Consider the following 16,657-nt stretch of genomic DNA (forward strand, 5'->3'; position numbering starts at 1 on the left):
CCGAGGGGAGCCCGAGCCGACCTGGGCCGCCTGGTGGAGCAGATCGATGTTGAGTTCGAGCGTCGTACTCTTCCGAACCCGGGTTGGGTGAGCGAGTGGACGGCAGGGCGCTGGTGGTGGCGCATTCGCGAACGGTGACAGCGGTGGCACCCGGAGCTGATCAGCGAGGCCGACGAACACGCGCCGCGCCGCCATCTGTGACGGGAGGGCGGTACGCGCCGGTCGGGCGGGTGGACAAGACAGTGATGGGTCTTCTGGACCAAGCCAAAAGGTCACAAGCGGCCGTCCGGCCGCGCGCGTGGTGATGTCCGGCGGGCCGACAAATCCCACACAGGACAGTCGAGACGTCAGTCAGTCGGCGAGTCAGACCCACCCGCGGCGTCACCACGTCACATCCTCACTGTCAGTCGAGGATGCGGAGCTGGGCGTCGGGCTTGCAGTGCGTACAGGCGCGCACGCCTGAGGTGAGGAGCCGGCGTGCTTCGTCGCGCGGGACGGGGCGTCGTCGTTTGCCTGCGGCGTAGCAGCCGCCCACGTGCACTTCGATGGGCGGGCGTCCGTTGCCGATGCCGAGTTCGACGATCCAGTCCGGCTCCTGTGGCCGGTTCTTCTGGCCCTGTTCCTGTTCGGCTTCCCGCTTCTGGAGGTCGGCGATCTTGGTGTCGATGCGCTGCAGCCACATGGCGTACCACACGGATCGGCCGGACAGTTCCTAGTAGTGCTTCGATCGCCTCTGACAGGCCCCACCGCCGGGACCGCGGGGTGCGCCGGAGGTTCGTCCCACGGTCTCACCCAGCCGGTGGCTGGATGTAGTCCTCCAGGCGCGCCACGGTGAATCCCTGCTTCTGGATGTGCTTGAGCAGATTGCCGAACATCTCCGTCATCGTGGTGCCCTTGAGTTCCTTGGACCCACGGAAGTGGGCGAGGATGATGTCGCCGGGGCGCAGCTTCTTGTCCGCTTCCTGATACCGCATGGTGGTGATCTGCATGGATTCCCGCCACCGGACGATGGCCCGGGGCCCGCATTCCCCGACCGCGGTCTTGGTGTCGCTGTTGTATGCGCCGTAGGGCGGGCGGAACAGCAGCGGTGCGGTGCCGTACTGATGGGTGAGGATCTTCTGGTCGCCGCACACTTCTTCCTTCTGGCGGGCCAACGGGATGGTGTTCATCGCGGGGTGGTGCAGGGTGTGGTTCTGGATGTGGTTCCCCATCGCCTGCAGTGGTTTGAAGTATCCGTAGTCCGACTTGATGGTGTCGTTCATGAGGAACATCGTGATCGGAATCTTCAAGTCCCTTATCATCTCGATGAACTTGGGGTCCTTCTCCGCTCCGTCGTCGACCGTAATGAAGACGACCTTCTGCGAGGTCGGTAGGTGCTCGAAGACCGGGACGGTTCCGGTAGCGGACAGTTTGACGGGCTTGTCGGCAGGGGGTTTCGGGGGCGCGGGCAGCGGCGCGAGACTCCACTTCTTCCAGGCGGTGGCGCTCAGTGCGGTGCTGGGGGTCGGCTGCGATGAGGTGGCGGCCGGGCCGGTTGCGCTGCCACTCCCCGCGCTGCAGCCGCTGGCCGCCATGGCCGCCACGACCGCGCCCGTCAGTGCCCCGTAGAACCCGCTCCGACTGTTGTGCCGCTTCACCGCACCGGTCTTCCGTAAGTGCCGTGCCGTCCCTGACTCTGCTGGGAAAGGTACCCGGCCATGCGGGAGCAGGCGTTCATTGACCAGGCCGTGTACGCCGTCGCGCCAGTTCTCGGTGAATAGCAACTGCTCGACTGAGGCAGCAGGGAGCGTCCTTGGCCGATGGGCGTCCGGGCAGTGAGAAGCCCTGGCTGGACGGGGGAGACCAGCCAGGGCCTCAGGCAGGATTGTCCCGATGGGCTGGAGGTGGGGCCCGGGGACACCGTCCCTGGGCAGTCACAGATGAATGCTCAACCAGCCCCGGTTGTTCCGCCTTTGGCATCGGGGCACCGCGTGAAGAGGGGCACGGCCAGAGGCTTTCGCCGTTGCCCCGCGTACCTCGACGGCGCCCTCCGCACCGCGTGCGTGCTCCCGCGCGCGGTGCCTGGCCGGTGTGGCGGTGCAACGGCTGGGCAGCATCTGCTCGGCCATTGCCCGTCTGTGAGGGGTCGTCATGCGCTCCAGCTTCCGTGGTCTTCGGCTATGACGATGCGCACGGCAGCGACATCCTTATCTCGGTGGGTCCGCCGGGCGGACTGTCGGCGCTCAGGGTGCCGTCGAAGGCCCCCAGGCGGCGCGCGATGCCCCGAAGGCCGGTGCCGCCGTCGGGACGGGCGCCCCCACGGCCGTCGTCGGACACCCGCATCGTCAGCAACCCCGCCGTCGTGCCCTTGTGGGGCGTGAACTCCACGGTGATCTGGATGCGCCGGGCCTGGGCATGCTTAATGGCGTTCGCCAGGGCCTCGGCGACGGCGAAATAGGCCGCGGACTCGACCGGCGCGGGCAACCGTCCGGGCAGGCGGGTGACCACCGTCGTCGGTATCGGGTTTGCCAGGGCCAGGGCCTGCAGGGCGCCGTCCAGCCCGCGGTCCGCGAGCACCGGCGGATGGATGCCGCGCACTAGGTCCCGCAGTTCGGCCAGGGCGCTGGAGGTCGATGCGCGGGCCTCGGCCAGCAGCTGCTGGACGGCCTGCGGATCGTCGGGCAGGAGTTGTTCGGCCAGGCCCAGGCTCATGCCCAGCGACACCAGTCGGGCCTGTGCGCCGTCGTGCAGGTCCCGTTCGATCCGGCGCAGTTCGCCCGCCTGGGTGTCGACGGTCTCGGCCCGCGAGGCGGCCAACTCTGCGACACGGGACCGTAGTTGTGCCTGCGCTGTGGGCGCCAGCAGGGAGCGGATCACCAAGGCGTTGAGGTTCGCCAGCCGCTCGGCGGTGGTGTACCAGAGCAGGAGGAACACCGGGCCCAGCGGAACCAGCGCGAACGACTCCTGGACGCTGTGCAGACGAAAGCCGTTGCCCAGCGGCGTGCGGAACACCTGAGGAGGGGTCAGCGCGAACAGCAGCGGATAGCTCAGGTAGAAGACGCCGCAGAGGAAGAACACGAACGACAGCCCGTAGGTGAACCACCCGGTGATCGAGTTGGCCACCAGCCAGGCCCAGTCCCGCCAGGTCGCCGGATCGCGCAGGATCGCCCACAGCCGCACCGGCCAACCGCCGTCGGGTGTCGGCAAGTAGGGCCGGGCCACCGGTTCACCGTGCCGGTCGGCGGCCCACTGACGGTGCAGGTCGGCGAACCAGCGCACCAGGACGGTCGAAAGCAGGGTCAGCGGGATGCCGACCCAGAACGCGACGACCGTCACCGAGGTGATCCAGAGCGTGAGCAGGCCGAAACCCAGGACCGCACCGAGCAGCAGCACCAGCGACCAGCCCAGCAGGCTCACCCGCAGGGCGAGACCGGTGCGCGGGGCGACGCCGGGCGCGGGACGTTCCCCCGACTGCGGTGTGCCACGGGGGGAGTGGCGCTCGCCGGTGTGAGTCATCGGGCTCCATCGTCGTGCATCGGTCCATCGTCGTGCATCGGTGCCGCGTCGACCGGCCGGCCGACGCCAGGCCACCGTACGGGCCAGAAGTTGATGATGACCGGCCGGCCCGAGTCCGCGCACTGGGGTTATCTCCACCATCGCAGGGGCCCAGCACCCGTGTTCTTCGTCTCCGTGGCCGGGAGGCTGAAGTGGTCGGAACGCGTGGTGCGGCAGGCCCCACGTGGATGCGGTCCTCGCCCGACCCGATCGACCCACGCCCCACGTTCGATCGACCCATGCCTCATGTCCAGGAGGACACCTCATGCCCCGGAACACGCCCTACCCGCGCCATGCTCGGCAGGCATACCTGACGCTGGCCCTGGCCGCGGCACTGACGGGTACGCTCGCGGCCTGCGAGGCGTCCGCCGCGGCGCAGGGCACCGCCCACACCCCGACCGGACGGCCCGGCGTGGTGACAGCCCAGGAGGCCCGACTGACAACGCTCGCCCAGCGGGACGTGGACGCCGGAGCTCCCGGCGTTGTCGTGCGGGTCGACAAGGGCAACGGGCGAGTGATCGAGATCGCCCGGCAGGCGCCCTGGACCAGGGCCGACCACGCGCTCGCCGCGAGCGACGAGTTCCGGATGGGCTCCAACACCAAGACGATGGTCGCCACCGTGGTCCTCCAACTGGTCGCCGAACACCGGCTCCGGCTGACCGACCCGGTCGAGAGGTGGCTGCCCGGCCTCATCCCGAACGGCGCCGCGATCACCTTGCGGATGCTGCTCAACCACACCAGCGGCCTGTTCAACACCATTGACGATCCCGACGTCCTGAAGGCGTTCACCGGTCAGACACCCGGCAGTGGACTCCCAGGGAGGTGCTCGCCGCGGCCGTCCGGCACGACCCGCTGTTCGCGCCCGGTGCGAAGTACTCCTACAGCAATACCAACTACATCGCGCTCGGCCTGGTCGCCGAGAAGGCTGCCGGACATAGCCTGAGCGATCTGATCCAGGAGCGGATCGCCGGGCCGTTGCACCTGAAGAGCACCTACCTGGTCACCGGCTCCGGCGAGGCGAAGAGCCCCCGTCTCGCCCACGGCTACGAACCCGACGCCGCACATCTGGCCCCCGTGCTTCCCCTCGGCACGCCTGCCGGGACCGCGTTCGCCGGCCCCGCCCGGGCCGCCGGCTACGTCGACACCACCTGGATCAACCTCAGCACGGAGTGGGCCGCGGGGGGCATGGTCTCCACCGCGCAGGACTGGGCCCGGTTCGACACCGCGCTGATGTCCGGCAAGCTCCTGCCGCCCGCCCAGCTCAAGGAGATGAAGACCACTGTCGCGGAGGAGAGCGGCAACCCGAACCGCTACGGTCTCGGCCTGGAGAAGAAGGTGGGCACCCCCTGTGGCACCGTCTGGGGCCACGACGGCCAGGTCCCCGGCTACTCCAGCTGGGACTACACCGACCGCACCGGCCGGCGCACCGTCTCGGTCTTCGCCACGACCATCTTCGGCATCGCGAACCCCAAGTCCGGCGCCGCCGACCAGGCCCTGGTGAACGCCGCGGTGTGCACCATGCTCGACAAGCCGATCCCCACCACGCCCGCGTCCGTGCCGACTGATTCCTAAGTCCCCCGCGTCCGTGCCGACCGATTCTGAGCCCCCAGCGGAGCCGAGTCCCCTGCCGGCTGACTCCTGAGCCCCTGTCGGGACCCCGACCCGCCGCCGGGGACGCGGGCCCAGGTCGGCCGCGGCCCCCTGGCGGATCGACGCAGCCGCGCCGACCAGTGCGCGCCGACCCCCCTTCCGCTCTCGTTCCACTCTCCGCACCGCAAAGAAGGTTGTTCAGCCATGTCCGCACTAGCCAGATGGTGCTTCCGGACCGCCTCTTCGTCGTCGGGATCTGGGCCGCCGTGCTGGTCGCGCTCGCCGTGCCGTACGCGACGCTCGGCGCCCGCTACTCCGACGCGTTCAGCCTGCCGGGGCTGGAGTCGTCGAAGGCGCAGGCGCGGCTCCAGGCGTCCGAGCCCCAGCAGGCCGGGGACAGCGACCAGATCGTGGTGCACGTGCGCCGCGACGGGTCGATCCGGGACACCGCCGTCCGACAGAAGGTGACCTCCATGCTGGACCGGGTCGCGGTACTGCCCTCGGTCGCCTCGGTGACCAGCATGTACGGCCCCGCGGGAGCGTCCCGGATCAGCAAGGACGGCAGGACCGCCTACGCGACGGTGACGTTCGACGCGCAGGCCGACCGGATACCGGTCGCCGACGTCACCCTGGTCATCGACACCGCTCAGGCCGCGCGTGACGCGGATCTGCAGGTCGAACTCGGCGGCCAGGCCATCAGCTCCGCGGCCGAGGGCGAGGCGCAGAGCACCGAGGCGATCGGGCTGGTCGCCGCCGGCATCATCCTCTTCGTCGCCTTCGGCTCCCTGCTGGGCATGCTCCTGCCCCTGCTGGTCGCGATCGCCGCGCTCGGCGCCGGACTGCTCGCCGTCGGACTGACCTCGCACGTGATGACCCTGGGCAGCGACGCCCCGACGGTCGCGGCCCTCATCGGGCTCGGAGTCGGCATCGACTACGCCCTGTTCATCGTCACCCGCTACCGGACCGCCCTGCGGACCGGCCTGGCACCCGAGCAGGCGGCGGTACGCGCACTGGACACCTCCGGGCGGGCGGTGGTCTTCGCCGGGCTCACCGTCGTCACCGCCCTCCTCGGCCTGCTCGTCCTGCGGATCGGCCCCCTCAGCGCGATGGGGATCAGCGCCGCGACGGCCGTCCTGGCCACGGTGATCGCGGCGGTGACCCTGCTGCCGGCCCTGCTCGGCCTCTTCGGGGGCAGACTGCTGACCAGGCGTCAGTGGCGAGCCGTGACCAGCCGGAACCCAGGGACCGGTCACCCGCCCGTGAACACGCAGCGGCACGGAACGGCAAGGTCCCGGGGCCGCTGGGCCGAGCGGGTCGAGCGCCACAGGACGTTGTTCGCCGTGGCCGCGCTCCTTGTCGTCACCGTCCTCTCGCTGCCCGCGCTGTCGTTGCGCCTGGGACCCTACGCCCCCGCACGCGGACGCGCGCCCGGACTGGGGGCCTGATCGCGGACACCGAGGTTCATGACAAGCTGTGCTTCCCACTGCCCGAACACGGAGGTCACCATGACTGCAGAGCCCTCACAGCAAGAAGGTTCGGAGCCGGCCGACATCGAGGAGCCCGCGCCGGCACCCGACGATGACGGGCAGGATGACTTGAAACGCAAGTTCCGGGACGCCCTGGCGCGCAAGCGGGGCATGCAGGCGGACGCGGCCGCCCTCGCTGCGAACACCGGCGCGTCGAAGGTCCGCGGGGCGCACGGCCCGGCTGCGAGTCAGCGGTCGTTCCGGCGCAAGAGCGGCGGCTGAATCCAAACGGCCGCCGGAGGGGACTCGCAGGGCACGGTCCGGCCGCCGTGCCGCCCCGCCAAGCTCCACCCTGGGTCGCCCGCTCACGACCCATCGAGTGAGGCCTTGCCGAGCAGGATTGGCAAGGGCCGTAGCGAGGAATCGCTACGGCACCGGCAGACGGCCCGCATTGAGGCTCCTGATCGGCCGTCATCTGCTCGGTGGTGGCCATCCGGTACTGCATCAGCACGGCCAGCGCCAGCCGGTCCCCGCTGCCCGCGTCCACGCTGATCATCACGGTTCCGCTCGTTTCCCGTCCGGTGCGGCACCGTCCTGCCCGGCGCCGCGCGTAGCGGCCACAGCAGCAGTCGGCCCCGACCAGAGCCCCGACCATGGAGGCCCGACCACGGTCACGAAGCGACAACGCCTCCGTGGACCAGGCCGGAATCCCCTCCGACAACCCGGGCGACGACTGCCCGCCCCCTCTGCCGCACCTTCCTGTGAACCCGCAGGCCACCATGTCGGTCAGGCCGTGGTCGAGAGGCCGACATCCCCTCTACGCCCCCGGACCACGCCCCACAGCAGGAAGAACAAGGAAAGTGGGTGGGTGGGACAGTCCCGGGCGGCGGGCGAGGGGATCGGGCGCCGTCGGTGCTCCCCGCGCGTCGGCCGGGGCCGCCGCGCTGCGCCGCAGTCAGAGCGGCGGCGTCACGTGGGGACGTCGGAGGGGGAGAGGTCGGGGCGGGCGCGGTGCCGGCGTGCGGGATGGCGCCATCGGCCGGAGGCGTCGCGAGCGACGTCGACGCCGGCTTTTACCACCAGTTCGGGTCGCACCAGCGTGACGTTCAGCGTCTCCCTGGTGCCCCACTCGGCGGAGAAAGACCAGCCCGTCCAGGGATGGCAGTGCTGGGCCGGAGCGAGGAGTCCGCCCACCGCAGCACCCTTTGCCCGGGCGAGAGTGGTGGTGCGGCCGACGTACTGAAGGCGGCCATCGGTGTCGTACCTGCCGAGCAGCAGCGTGCGGGGAGTGGCCGGGGAGCCGGTGACCACGCCGACGATCGCCTCGCTCGTCTCGCGGACCTTGTATTTCTGGCAGCCCCTCACCGAGGGCCGGTAGGCGTCGTCCAGCCTCTTGAAGACCACCGACCACCCCCTCCATCTCGACCGACGCCCACGTCAGCCACTCGCGCACGACATCGGCCTCGGTGGTCGACGGGCGCAGCGCCCATGGCGCCGATGGTCGGCGGGCGGCGAACACAGACTCCAGCGCGGCCCTGCGCCGCCGGTACGGCCACCCGGTCGTGTCCGCAGTCAGGGCCATCACCGCAACAGGTTGACTCTGGGCGGTCGATGGTCGGAGGTCTTGATTCCGGTTACTCCGTGGCTCCGTCGTCGCGTTGAGAACTCGGGAGCGCCCGGGGCCGGGTCCCCGGACAATGATCGTCATGACGTCCCTCCACTCCAACCCACTCTTCACCCGGCTGGCCGATGCTGAACGGATCCTCGTCGCTGGCGCGGGTGGCGGCTTCGACATTTACTCCGGCCTGCCGTTGGCTCTCTCCCTCCTGCATCAGGGCAAGCAGGTATATCTCGCGAACCTCTCCTTCAGTGCACTCGCCGGTCTCCCGATCGATGACTGGGTCGCCCCCGACCTGGCCGCCGTCACTCCCGACTCCGCTTTGCACCAGGGCTACTTCCCGGAGCGGACTCTCGCTCAGTGGCTGCGCCAGCACGGCTACCCGTTCACCGTGTACGCCTTCCCCCAGACCGGGGTGCGCCCGCTGCGCGACGCCTACGAAGCACTGATCGAGCTGCACTGCGTCGACGCTGTGGTGCTGGTCGACGGCGGTACGGACATTCTGATGCGCGGCGATGAAGCCGGGCTCGGCACTCCAGAGGAGGACCTGACGAGCGTGGCGGCGCTGGCCGCGCTGGACAGCGTACCGACGCGGCTCGTCGTGTCAGTCGGCTTCGGTGTAGACGCGTACCACGGCGTAAACCATATGCAGGTATTGGAGAATATCGCCGCGCTGGAGCGCGACGGCGCGTACCTCGGTGCGTTCTCGATACCGCGGGCCACCCGTGAGGGCGCTCTCTACCTTGACGCGGTGACGCACGCTCAGCACCACACCCCGGAGCACCCCAGCATCGTGAACGGTTCCATCGCGGCAGCCGTGCGCGGCTCGTTCGGCGATGTCCGGTTCACTGACCGCACCCGGGGCAGCGAGTTGTTCGTGAACCCGCTGATGTCCCTGTACTTCGCCTTCGACCTCCCGGGCCTGGCAGCCCGCTGCCTCTACCTGGATCGGATCGAGGACACCCACCTGATGCGCCAAGTTCACTCGCGGATTGCCGAGTTCCGCGAATCCATAGTCACTCGCCCACCCCGCCGCTTCCCGCACTAACCTCGGCCTTTCAGCTGGGGTGCGGGTGGTCACCGTGTCGTGAACGCAAAAGTGCCTTCTGAGCAGGGACGGTGAGTCGTCCAATCGCTCCTGGCCTCGAGACCCTGCCCGGCCTGGTGCTGGACATCGACGCCACGTTGGTGGCCTGGCACTCGGAAAAGGAACTGGCCGCAGCCACCTACAAGGGTGGTTTTGGCTACCACCCGTTGCTGTGCTTCCCGGTCAACACCGGCGAGGCCCTGTCCGGACGACTACGACCGGGCAACGCCGGAGCGAACACCGCCGCCGACCACATCACGGTGCTCGACGACGCCCTGGCCCAAGTCCCCGACAGCCACCGCTACGGCACCGAGATCCTGATCCGGACAGACTCCGCCGGGCTCATCAGGGTCCTTGCCGCAGAGAGGGCTGCCCAGCGAACCCGCTGTCTGTTGGCGCGCAAGGCACGGGTGGATCTCAGCTGGCGTCAACTGGCCCACGGCGTCAGCGATCCTCGCTAGGGTTCACATCTCGTTCACATTTCGCTCCTGGCGGGGGTTGTTGTTCGTGTCGCTGGTTGCTGCTCGTCGTGCTTCCGATCCGGTCCGGATCGGGCGTTTCCGGGTGGTTGGGGTGCTGGGTGCGGGTGGGATGGGCACGGTGTACGCCGCGGTGGGGGAGCGGGGCGAGCGGGTGGCAGTGAAGGTCGTGCATGCCGGACAGGCGGCGGATGAGCAGTTCCGGGCGCGGTTCCGCCGCGAGATACAGGTGCTGCGGCGGGTTTCGGGCCCGGGCCTGGTGCCGCTGCTGGAGGCCGATCCCGAGGCGGAGACCCCGTGGCTGGCCACCGCCTACGTTCCGGGCCTGACGCTCGCTCAGCATACGGCGGCACATGGGCCACTGGCCGGGATCCAGCTGCACCTGCTCGCCGCAGGCACCGCCGGGGCGCTGGCGGCCGTGCACGCCGTCGGGGTGGTCCACCGCGACCTGAAGCCCGCGAATGTGATCCTTGCCCCGGACGGGCCGCGGGTGCTGGACTTCGGCATCGCCCACGTCGCCGACGGCACCGCGGTCACCCGCACCGGCATGCTGACGGGGACCCCGGGCTGGCTCAGCCCCGAGTACTACCGGGACGGCACCGCCGGGCCGCCCGGGGACGTCTTCGCCTGGGGCGCGCTGCTCGCCTTCGCGGCCACCGGTCGCCACCCCTTCGGCACCGGCAACGCCGAGGCCGTCGCCTTCCGCGTGCTCAATGGCGAGCCGGACCTCGCGGGCGTCCCCGACGAGTTGGCCGGCGTGGCGGAGTCCTGCCTCGCCAAAGACCCGGCCCACCGCCCTCCGGCCGCCGCCGTCGCGGAGAAGACCGCCGAACTGCTCGGCGAGCAGGCGACCCAGGTCCTCGGCGCGTTCCACGACCGGCCCACCGAGGTCCCGAACCTGCTCGCCCAGCAGTGGCACCCCCCGACCGTCGGAGACCCCGCCTGGCCCACTCCTGCGACACGCCGTCCCATCGGCCGGACCTGGCTTACCGTCATCGCGGCCGCGGTGTTCGCCGCGTCAGCCACGGGCACTTGGCTCGCGCTGGCGCCCGGCCATGCCCAAGCGCGCGGCAACCAACCCCTGCGGGCGACCGCTGCCCGCGCCACCCCTGTTGCCGGACCGGCGACATCGAGCTCCCCCACCGGCCGCCCCACTGCCTCCGCCCCGTCGCAAACTCCGGCCGCGGTGGTCTCGTCCGTGCAGGCGACTCAGACGCAGGTGGTCACGATCAGTCCCTGGTCCCCGGACGGCACGCCAGCGGGCGGCATCACCGTCACCGGCCGGTCCAGCGGCTCCTGCTTCGGGACCGCCGAGTCCACCATGCGTACGGACGCCTGGCGCTGCAGTGCCGGTGACCGGATCCTTGACCCGTGTTTCTCCCCGGACTCAAATCCCGGGGACACCAGCGCGCTGTGCTTGGACGGAGCCCCCAACCGCATGGTCGAACTGTCGGTCCCGCAGGGCTTTCCCGGCAACAACGATCACAGGCCCGGCGGACCCGAGATCGAACCGATCACCCTTGTCCTGTCCAACGGAGCTCGCTGCTCCTTCACAGGCGGCGGTACCTCCACCCTTGCCGGGCAGCGGCTGAACTACGGATGCGACAACGGCGGCTATCTGTATGGCTACCCGAACAAGACAGCAGCGCTGTGGACCATCTCCTACTCCGCCCCCAACAGTGGCGCCAGTGTCTCCACACCGATCACCACGGTCTACCAGTAGTCCGCCCCTAAGACGACCTCTAGATCGTCCGGAGGAGGCGGGCGCCGGCCAGGTGTCACAAGTCCTTCGGCGAGTCCAGTCAAGGAGATACCCAACCTGAGCTGCACCAGTCTGGCACAGCGGTGGTTCTGGGCCCGGGGGATCGCCGTGCGGCCGGACGGATTCCCTTAGGGCATCGTCGCTTGCATGATCCGCCCCTCGGCAGACCAGGACCTGCAAGAGAGCACGCACCAGGCTCTTCTACTGGACGATGAGCGACAGTCATTCGACGTCGACGCCGTAGGCGCGGGCGAGTCCGTCGAGGCCGTCCGCCCAGCCTTGACCGAGGGCGCGGAGCTTCCATACGGGGTGGCCGTCGGCGGTGTGCCGGTACAGCTCGGCGATGACCATGGCGCGGATGTTCGGGTCAGCGGGAGGCTGGAACGTCCAGGCGGCGCCAGTCACGCAGTCCATGTCCAAAGCGGCGTGTGTGAGGGATCCGCAGGTCAGGCCGGTTTCAACATCCATGTTGATGGCGACGGCGACGCGCCGCACCCGCTCGGGCAGGGCGGATAGATGGATGGTGGCGCGTTCGACGGTGTGCGGTCCTTCCTGCTGCTTGCCCAGGAGACGTGCGACGCCGTCGGCGGTGGCGGGCTGGTTGTAGAAGACGAAGTCCTCATCGCCGGCCACCTGGCCGTCGCCCCCGATCAGGAAGAGCGTGAGGTCCGCGTCCGCACCGGCGAAGCGGAAGACGATACGTAGCCCCTGCCAGGCTTCCTCGGGCAGGACGAGGGTCTGCCCGGGAACGAGCACGGTCGGCGTGACGGGAGGGACGATCGGAGGGGGAGGCGGCGAGGAAACAGATCCGTGCTTCCACTCGGTGAACGGTGTGATCCGGTATGGGTCGCTGATCGTGGTCCGGTCGTCGGGCGGGGTGTTGGCCCCGAGGGTGATGTCCAGGGCGGCGAGGGAGAGATCGCCGGAGTCGGGCTCGTCCTGGGCGTGATCCAGCAGATCCTGCAGGCCGGGCACGCGGGTGGTGTCCAGTGGTTTGACCGTGCTGGAGAGGTTGCCGGAGGCGCTGGTGGTGACGGAGCAGGCGACGTCCTGTCCGATGTCCAGGAAGCGCAGGGCGTCCTCGGGGTCCAGCCAGGGCGTGGACTCGATCGCCTGACGGCTCCAGCGGCCGTAGGCGACGAAGCCGAGGCGCTGGGTGTCGGGCAGTCGCGTCATGACGGCAAGGTCGATGGCCGTGATGCCCGGGGCGGTGGCGAAGCCTTCCTTGAGGGTGGCGATGATGTTGGAGCCCATGGCGGTCAGCCACCACAGAATCCGATCGCGTTTGGTCAGGTTCTTCAGGGTGGGGCGCCCGCTGGGGGTGAGGCCGTGTGTCTGGGGGGCATCGAGTCGAGGTCCTGCTGCCGCATCACGACCGACAGAGCAGTGCCGTCCATGCCGACGGCGCAGCCGGCGGCCGGGTTGTCGGAGAAGGCGGTGTTCACCGCCTCGCAGACCGTGTCTTCGTCGTTGGCGAGCAGGGCCTGCCACCACTGTTCGGCCTCGGAGGCCATCCGTTCACGGGCCGCATGCAGACGTGCTGTCTCCGCGGCCAGGTATGCGGGCGCATCCTGCTGCGCGCGTTGTTTGGCGGCAGCCCGTTCGGTACGGGCCGGCCGCCCCACCCCCTGGAGGTGGAAGGTCTGGGCCTCGGCGAGCGCCCAGGGCAGGCCCAATTGCGGAGCGTCTGGGATCAAGGGCGGGTGCGCGACGGGGAAGGTCTGCAGGTGGACGCTGGTCGTCTGTCGCCTCAGCTCTCGCAACCGAGCGATGGCGGCATCGCGCTCCGCCTCCTGCTGCGCTCTTTCCGCCTGACGGTGTGCCCGCTCCAGCTGGGTGGCTGAGGGCGCGACCGACCGGGGCCGCGCGGTGCGACGCGTGCTGGTCCGCCGTCGGCTGCCGCTGAGGGAACTCGACGCGTAGAAGGGGCCGAGACCTGTTGACGCCCGGACGCCGCCGCTGCCCACACTGACCCTTGCCACACGCGGACCGATCGAGGTCCGCACCCCGCGCGTCGAGACGCGCACACTCATCCCTGGAACACCGACACGGGAACCGAATCCCATGGCCCCACCCCTCTCCCCGGGGACACAGTGTGGCACTGCCCTATGCCTCGCAGCAGCTGTGATGCAATGCGGCTCATCTTCAGGGGGACTTAGGGCCTGTCCGGCGGATCATGCCGGAGACGCTGCGCTTTGGAACGATCATGTTCGGCGTCCGCGAGACACCCGCTACTCGCATCAGCGGGACGAATTCTGTCCCAAACGATGGCAGTTGGGCATCAGGGGTCTACCGTTTCCCCTAGCGATCAAGGGAGAAGCGCTGACGGCCGCCTTGTTGGAGAGTGTTAATGACGGGGTACTGGATGATGATGTCGTCCCACTCGTCATCGCCACCCTGATCGCTGCCGGGGTGCCGGAGTAGCGTGCGAGTGACGTGGTCGTGGACGTCTCTTCCGTGATTAATACCAAGCCAGGCTTCGGTGATGGCACCTGATCCCGGTCGCTGCGCCTCCATCGATCCGAGCCGCGCCGCGGCCACGAGGTGGGGGTCTGCGCCTGCTCGCAGACTCCAGCCGCGGATAGGTGTTGTCATGGCACACCGGGTTGCGAGACATCAGAGCTGTGGGCGACTCTGCCTCGACCCACGGTGAGCCGTAGCTTCAGAGGTAATCCTGGATGACTTGCTCGGACCAGATAGTCTTGCCGTTCTGGCCATGGCGGCAGCCCCATCGTCCGCCGAGTTGAGAGACGAGGAACAGGCCGCGTCCTCCCTCGTCGGTTGTGCGGGCACGCCGCAGGCGGGGTTGGGTGCTGCTGGAGTCGGTGACCTCGCACACCAGGACATGGTGGCGAATCAGACGGAGGTCCATCGGCGGACGGCCGTAGCGGATGGCGTTGGTGACCAGTTCGCTGACGATGAGTTCGGTGGTGAAGAGGAGGTCGTCCAGGCCCCACATGGTGAGTTGGCGGGTTATCCACTCTCGAGCTTTGGAGACGGCGGCCGGATCGGCCGGGATCTCCCAGTGAGCGGTGTCCGCCGCTGGGACAGCGCGGGTGCGGGCGAGCAGCAGGGCCGCGTCGTCGCGCGGAGCCTGGTCTGCCAGGTCGGCGAGGAGAGCCCGGCCGGTTTCGTCCAGGGCACGATCCGGACGGCAGGACGCGGCGAGGGCTTCCGTCAGGCGCCGCAGGCCTTGGCCGGTGTCGCGGTCGCCCCGTTCGACCAGGCCGTCGGTGTAGAGGGCGAGGACGCTGCCCGGCTCGACGTCGATCACGGTGGTCTCGTACGGCATGCCGCCGAGGGCGAGTGGTGGCCCTGGCGAGATCCCGACTGCTTCGGCGGTGCCGTCGGGCCGGACCAGGACGGGTGGCGGGTGGCCGGCACTGGCGATGGTGCAGCGCCTGGTGACCGGGTCGTAGACCGCGTACAGGCATGTGCCGCCGACGATGTCGTGGTCGCCGAGTGGGGCTTCGGCCGCGAGGCGCTGGACCAGGTCCGCGATCCGGGTGAGCAGCTCGTCCGGTTCGAGTTCCAGGTCCGCGAGCGTCTGGATGGCGGCGCGCAGGCGGCCCATGGTGGCGCTTGCGGGCATGCCATGGCCGACCACGTCTCCGGCGACAAGGGCCACCCGGAGAGAGGGCAGGGCAATGGCGTCGTACCAGTCGCCGCTGATTTCTGCTCCGCCGCCTGCGGGCAGGTAGGCGCCGGCGGTCTCGGCTGCCGGAGTGTCGGTCGTGGCCGGGGGAAGGAGGAGCTGCTGCAGCGCTACGGCCGCCCTGTGCTCGCGCGTGTAACGGCGGGCGTTGTCGATGGCGAGCGCACCCCGTGAGGCGATCTGCTTCATGAGATCCGCCTCGTCCTCGGTGAAGGGGTCGGATCGGCCGCGGCGCCAGGCCGTTATGGCGCCGAGTGTGAGCCCGCGGGCATGCAACGGTGCCACCATCACCGAATGGGTGCCCTTCGGGACGAGATACTCGACCAGCTGCGCGTCTCTGACCATGGCGATGAAGTCGTCAAGGCCGAAGACGACTGGCTCGCCGTGTCGGAAGCTGCGCAGCAGGGGGTGGTCGGGAAGGGGCGGGATGGACTGGCCGCGCTTGATGCCGGCCGGCCACACCGCGGTGGCCGGCGCAAGGGCCGCGTTGCCCATGTTTCCACCGTTCAGCTGCTTCGAGGGTTCGTCCCCGTCGAAAACGGAGTGCGCAAGGTCGACTGCGGCGAGATCCCCGAAGGCAGGTGCGAGAACGTCCGCGAGGTCCTGCGCGGTGCGCACGACATCCAGGGACTTTCCTACTCGCTCGGCCACCTCGCGGGCGAGATCCAGAAGGCGGCGGGCGCGCATCTGGTCGGCGTTGTCGAAGTACAGGGCTGCGACTCCCGTGGGGCGTCCTCGCGCGTCCTCCAGACGGAAGGCGGACAGCGACAGCGCGTGCTGTCGCGCCGGATCGTGCCGACAGCTCACGTGCTGGTCTCTGCGGACCACTGGGGTACCCGTCTCGATTACCTGGCGCAGTAGTGCCTTGAGGTTCTCGGCGTCCGTGGCCTCCAGCACGTCGCTCAGCCGAGCGCCGGGCTGTACCGGACGGCCGTCGAGAGTGTCCGGCGCGGCGTTCGTCTGCACAGTGATGAGATCCGTGTCGTACACAGCGATGGTGATCCGGTTCTGTGCGGACAGTGCACGCAGGAGCGCCGCGCCGTGCTCGTGGCCGGCGACGTGGTGTGTAGGGGCCGCCAGGACGAGGACCTCCGCCGAGCCGGAGCCCCCCACCTTGGTGGTCCGGAAGGTGACATCGATGGTGTCGCCGCACCGGTGCCACAGCCGTACCCGGCCGGACGCCGGCATCTCCGCGTCGCGCAGGTCGTCCGGGAGGTCGGCCACCAGTTCCCGCACGGGGCGGCCACAGACCTCCTCGGAGCGGAACCCCGTCAGCTCCTCTGCTGCCCAGGTCCACCGCACTACCGTGCCTCGATCGTCGAGTACGGCGGCTGCTGGACCGTCGAAGGGGTGCGATCTGCCGCTGGGACCGGAACCGGAGACACCCGTCGGTCCTTGGGCGGCGCCTGCCGAGTAGGCGTTCTTGACATTCTCTATGTCCATGTGTGGCTTCCTTCTGTGGCTTC

13 protein-coding genes and 1 pseudogene are annotated in these 16,657 nt (G+C 69.5%); 7 read left to right on the forward strand and 7 right to left on the reverse strand.

Going from position 1 to position 16,657, the window contains the following annotated elements; translation table 11 throughout:
• Window positions 1–403: 403 nt before the first annotated feature.
• The 3 genes from ACFZDJ_RS49900 to ACFZDJ_RS49910 form a co-directional block, all read right to left on the reverse strand.
• A complete protein-coding gene (locus ACFZDJ_RS49900) occupies window positions 404–682 on the reverse strand; it encodes a DUF6233 domain-containing protein (protein ID WP_382147054.1) in 279 nt (92 codons plus the stop codon).
• A 106-nt stretch (window positions 683–788) separates the two neighbouring features.
• Window positions 789–1,637: a polysaccharide deacetylase family protein gene (locus tag ACFZDJ_RS49905; protein WP_391069545.1), complete on the reverse strand. Its 849-nt coding sequence runs from the start codon at window positions 1,635–1,637 to the stop codon at window positions 789–791.
• Between the two features lie 520 nt (window positions 1,638–2,157).
• Complete coding sequence (locus ACFZDJ_RS49910; RefSeq protein WP_391069547.1) at window positions 2,158–3,495, reverse strand: sensor domain-containing protein; 1,338 nt, start codon at window positions 3,493–3,495, stop codon at window positions 2,158–2,160.
• A 304-nt stretch (window positions 3,496–3,799) separates the two neighbouring features.
• Between ACFZDJ_RS49910 and ACFZDJ_RS49915 the strand changes: the two genes are divergently transcribed.
• From ACFZDJ_RS49915 to ACFZDJ_RS49930, 4 genes are all read left to right on the forward strand, one after another.
• A complete protein-coding gene (locus ACFZDJ_RS49915) occupies window positions 3,800–4,477 on the forward strand; it encodes a serine hydrolase (protein ID WP_391069548.1) in 678 nt (225 codons plus the stop codon).
• A complete protein-coding gene (locus tag ACFZDJ_RS49920; protein ID WP_391069662.1) occupies window positions 4,387–5,106 on the forward strand; it encodes a serine hydrolase in 720 nt (239 codons plus the stop codon). The genes ACFZDJ_RS49915 and ACFZDJ_RS49920 overlap by 91 nt, the downstream gene beginning before the upstream one ends.
• 239 nt (window positions 5,107–5,345) lie before the next feature.
• Complete coding sequence (locus ACFZDJ_RS49925) at window positions 5,346–6,569, forward strand: efflux RND transporter permease subunit (RefSeq protein WP_391069550.1); 1,224 nt, start codon at window positions 5,346–5,348, stop codon at window positions 6,567–6,569.
• 60 nt (window positions 6,570–6,629) lie between these two features.
• Window positions 6,630–6,872 carry a DUF5302 domain-containing protein gene (locus ACFZDJ_RS49930; RefSeq protein WP_384924467.1) on the forward strand — a complete coding sequence of 81 codons (243 nt, stop codon included), beginning with the start codon at window positions 6,630–6,632 and terminating at the stop codon, window positions 6,870–6,872.
• Window positions 6,873–7,559: 687 nt separating this feature from the next.
• Here ACFZDJ_RS49930 and ACFZDJ_RS49935 read toward each other — a convergent pair.
• Window positions 7,560–7,994: a hypothetical protein gene (locus ACFZDJ_RS49935; protein WP_391069552.1), complete on the reverse strand. Its 435-nt coding sequence runs from the start codon at window positions 7,992–7,994 to the stop codon at window positions 7,560–7,562.
• Between the two features lie 302 nt (window positions 7,995–8,296).
• On the opposite strand from ACFZDJ_RS49935, the gene ACFZDJ_RS49940 reads away from it, so the two are divergent.
• The 3 genes and pseudogenes from ACFZDJ_RS49940 (at window position 8,297) to ACFZDJ_RS49950 (ending at window position 11,497) form a co-directional block, all read left to right on the forward strand.
• Window positions 8,297–9,256, forward strand: a complete 960-nt coding sequence (locus ACFZDJ_RS49940; RefSeq protein ID WP_384924469.1) for a DUF1152 domain-containing protein — start codon at window positions 8,297–8,299, stop codon at window positions 9,254–9,256.
• A gap of 113 nt (window positions 9,257–9,369) precedes the next feature.
• Window positions 9,370–9,651, forward strand: a pseudogene (locus ACFZDJ_RS49945) (transposase); the annotation flags it as partial.
• 217 nt (window positions 9,652–9,868) lie between these two features.
• The gene (locus ACFZDJ_RS49950) at window positions 9,869–11,497 is read left to right on the forward strand and encodes a protein kinase (RefSeq protein ID WP_391069553.1); all 1,629 of its coding nucleotides are present in this window, start codon (window positions 9,869–9,871) and stop codon (window positions 11,495–11,497) included.
• Window positions 11,498–11,758: 261 nt separating this feature from the next.
• Here the strand turns inward: ACFZDJ_RS49950 and ACFZDJ_RS49955 are convergent, their stop codons facing one another.
• From ACFZDJ_RS49955 to ACFZDJ_RS49965, 3 genes are all read right to left on the reverse strand, one after another.
• A complete protein-coding gene (locus tag ACFZDJ_RS49955; RefSeq protein WP_391069554.1) occupies window positions 11,759–12,790 on the reverse strand; it encodes a TerD family protein in 1,032 nt (343 codons plus the stop codon).
• A 44-nt stretch (window positions 12,791–12,834) separates the two neighbouring features.
• Window positions 12,835–13,212: a hypothetical protein gene (locus ACFZDJ_RS49960; protein WP_391069555.1), complete on the reverse strand. Its 378-nt coding sequence runs from the start codon at window positions 13,210–13,212 to the stop codon at window positions 12,835–12,837.
• A 986-nt stretch (window positions 13,213–14,198) separates the two neighbouring features.
• Window positions 14,199–16,634, reverse strand: a complete 2,436-nt coding sequence (locus ACFZDJ_RS49965) for a SpoIIE family protein phosphatase (RefSeq protein WP_391069557.1) — start codon at window positions 16,632–16,634, stop codon at window positions 14,199–14,201.
• Between the last annotated feature and the right edge of the window lie 23 nt (window positions 16,635–16,657).

Origin of the sequence: Streptomyces sp. NPDC007896, assembly GCF_042959425.1 — a bacterium.
Lineage (GTDB): Bacteria > Actinomycetota > Actinomycetes > Streptomycetales > Streptomycetaceae > Streptomyces.

Bases quoted from the DNA above. Each gene is read 5' to 3' on its own strand.
- ACFZDJ_RS49900 (WP_382147054.1), bottom strand. From the start codon at position 682: ATGTGGCTGCAGCGCATCGACACCAAGATCGCCGACCTCCAGAAGCGG.
- ACFZDJ_RS49910 (WP_391069547.1), bottom strand. From the start codon at position 3,495: ATGACTCACACCGGCGAGCGCCACTCCCCCCGTGGCACACCGCAGTCG.
- ACFZDJ_RS49915 (WP_391069548.1), top strand. From the start codon at position 3,800: ATGCCCCGGAACACGCCCTACCCGCGCCATGCTCGGCAGGCATACCTG.
- ACFZDJ_RS49925 (WP_391069550.1), top strand. From the start codon at position 5,346: ATGGTGCTTCCGGACCGCCTCTTCGTCGTCGGGATCTGGGCCGCCGTG.
- ACFZDJ_RS49930 (WP_384924467.1), top strand. From the start codon at position 6,630: ATGACTGCAGAGCCCTCACAGCAAGAAGGTTCGGAGCCGGCCGACATC.
- ACFZDJ_RS49940 (WP_384924469.1), top strand. From the start codon at position 8,297: ATGACGTCCCTCCACTCCAACCCACTCTTCACCCGGCTGGCCGATGCT.
- ACFZDJ_RS49955 (WP_391069554.1), bottom strand. From the start codon at position 12,790: ATGGGCTCCAACATCATCGCCACCCTCAAGGAAGGCTTCGCCACCGCC.
- ACFZDJ_RS49965 (WP_391069557.1), bottom strand. From the start codon at position 16,634: ATGGACATAGAGAATGTCAAGAACGCCTACTCGGCAGGCGCCGCCCAA.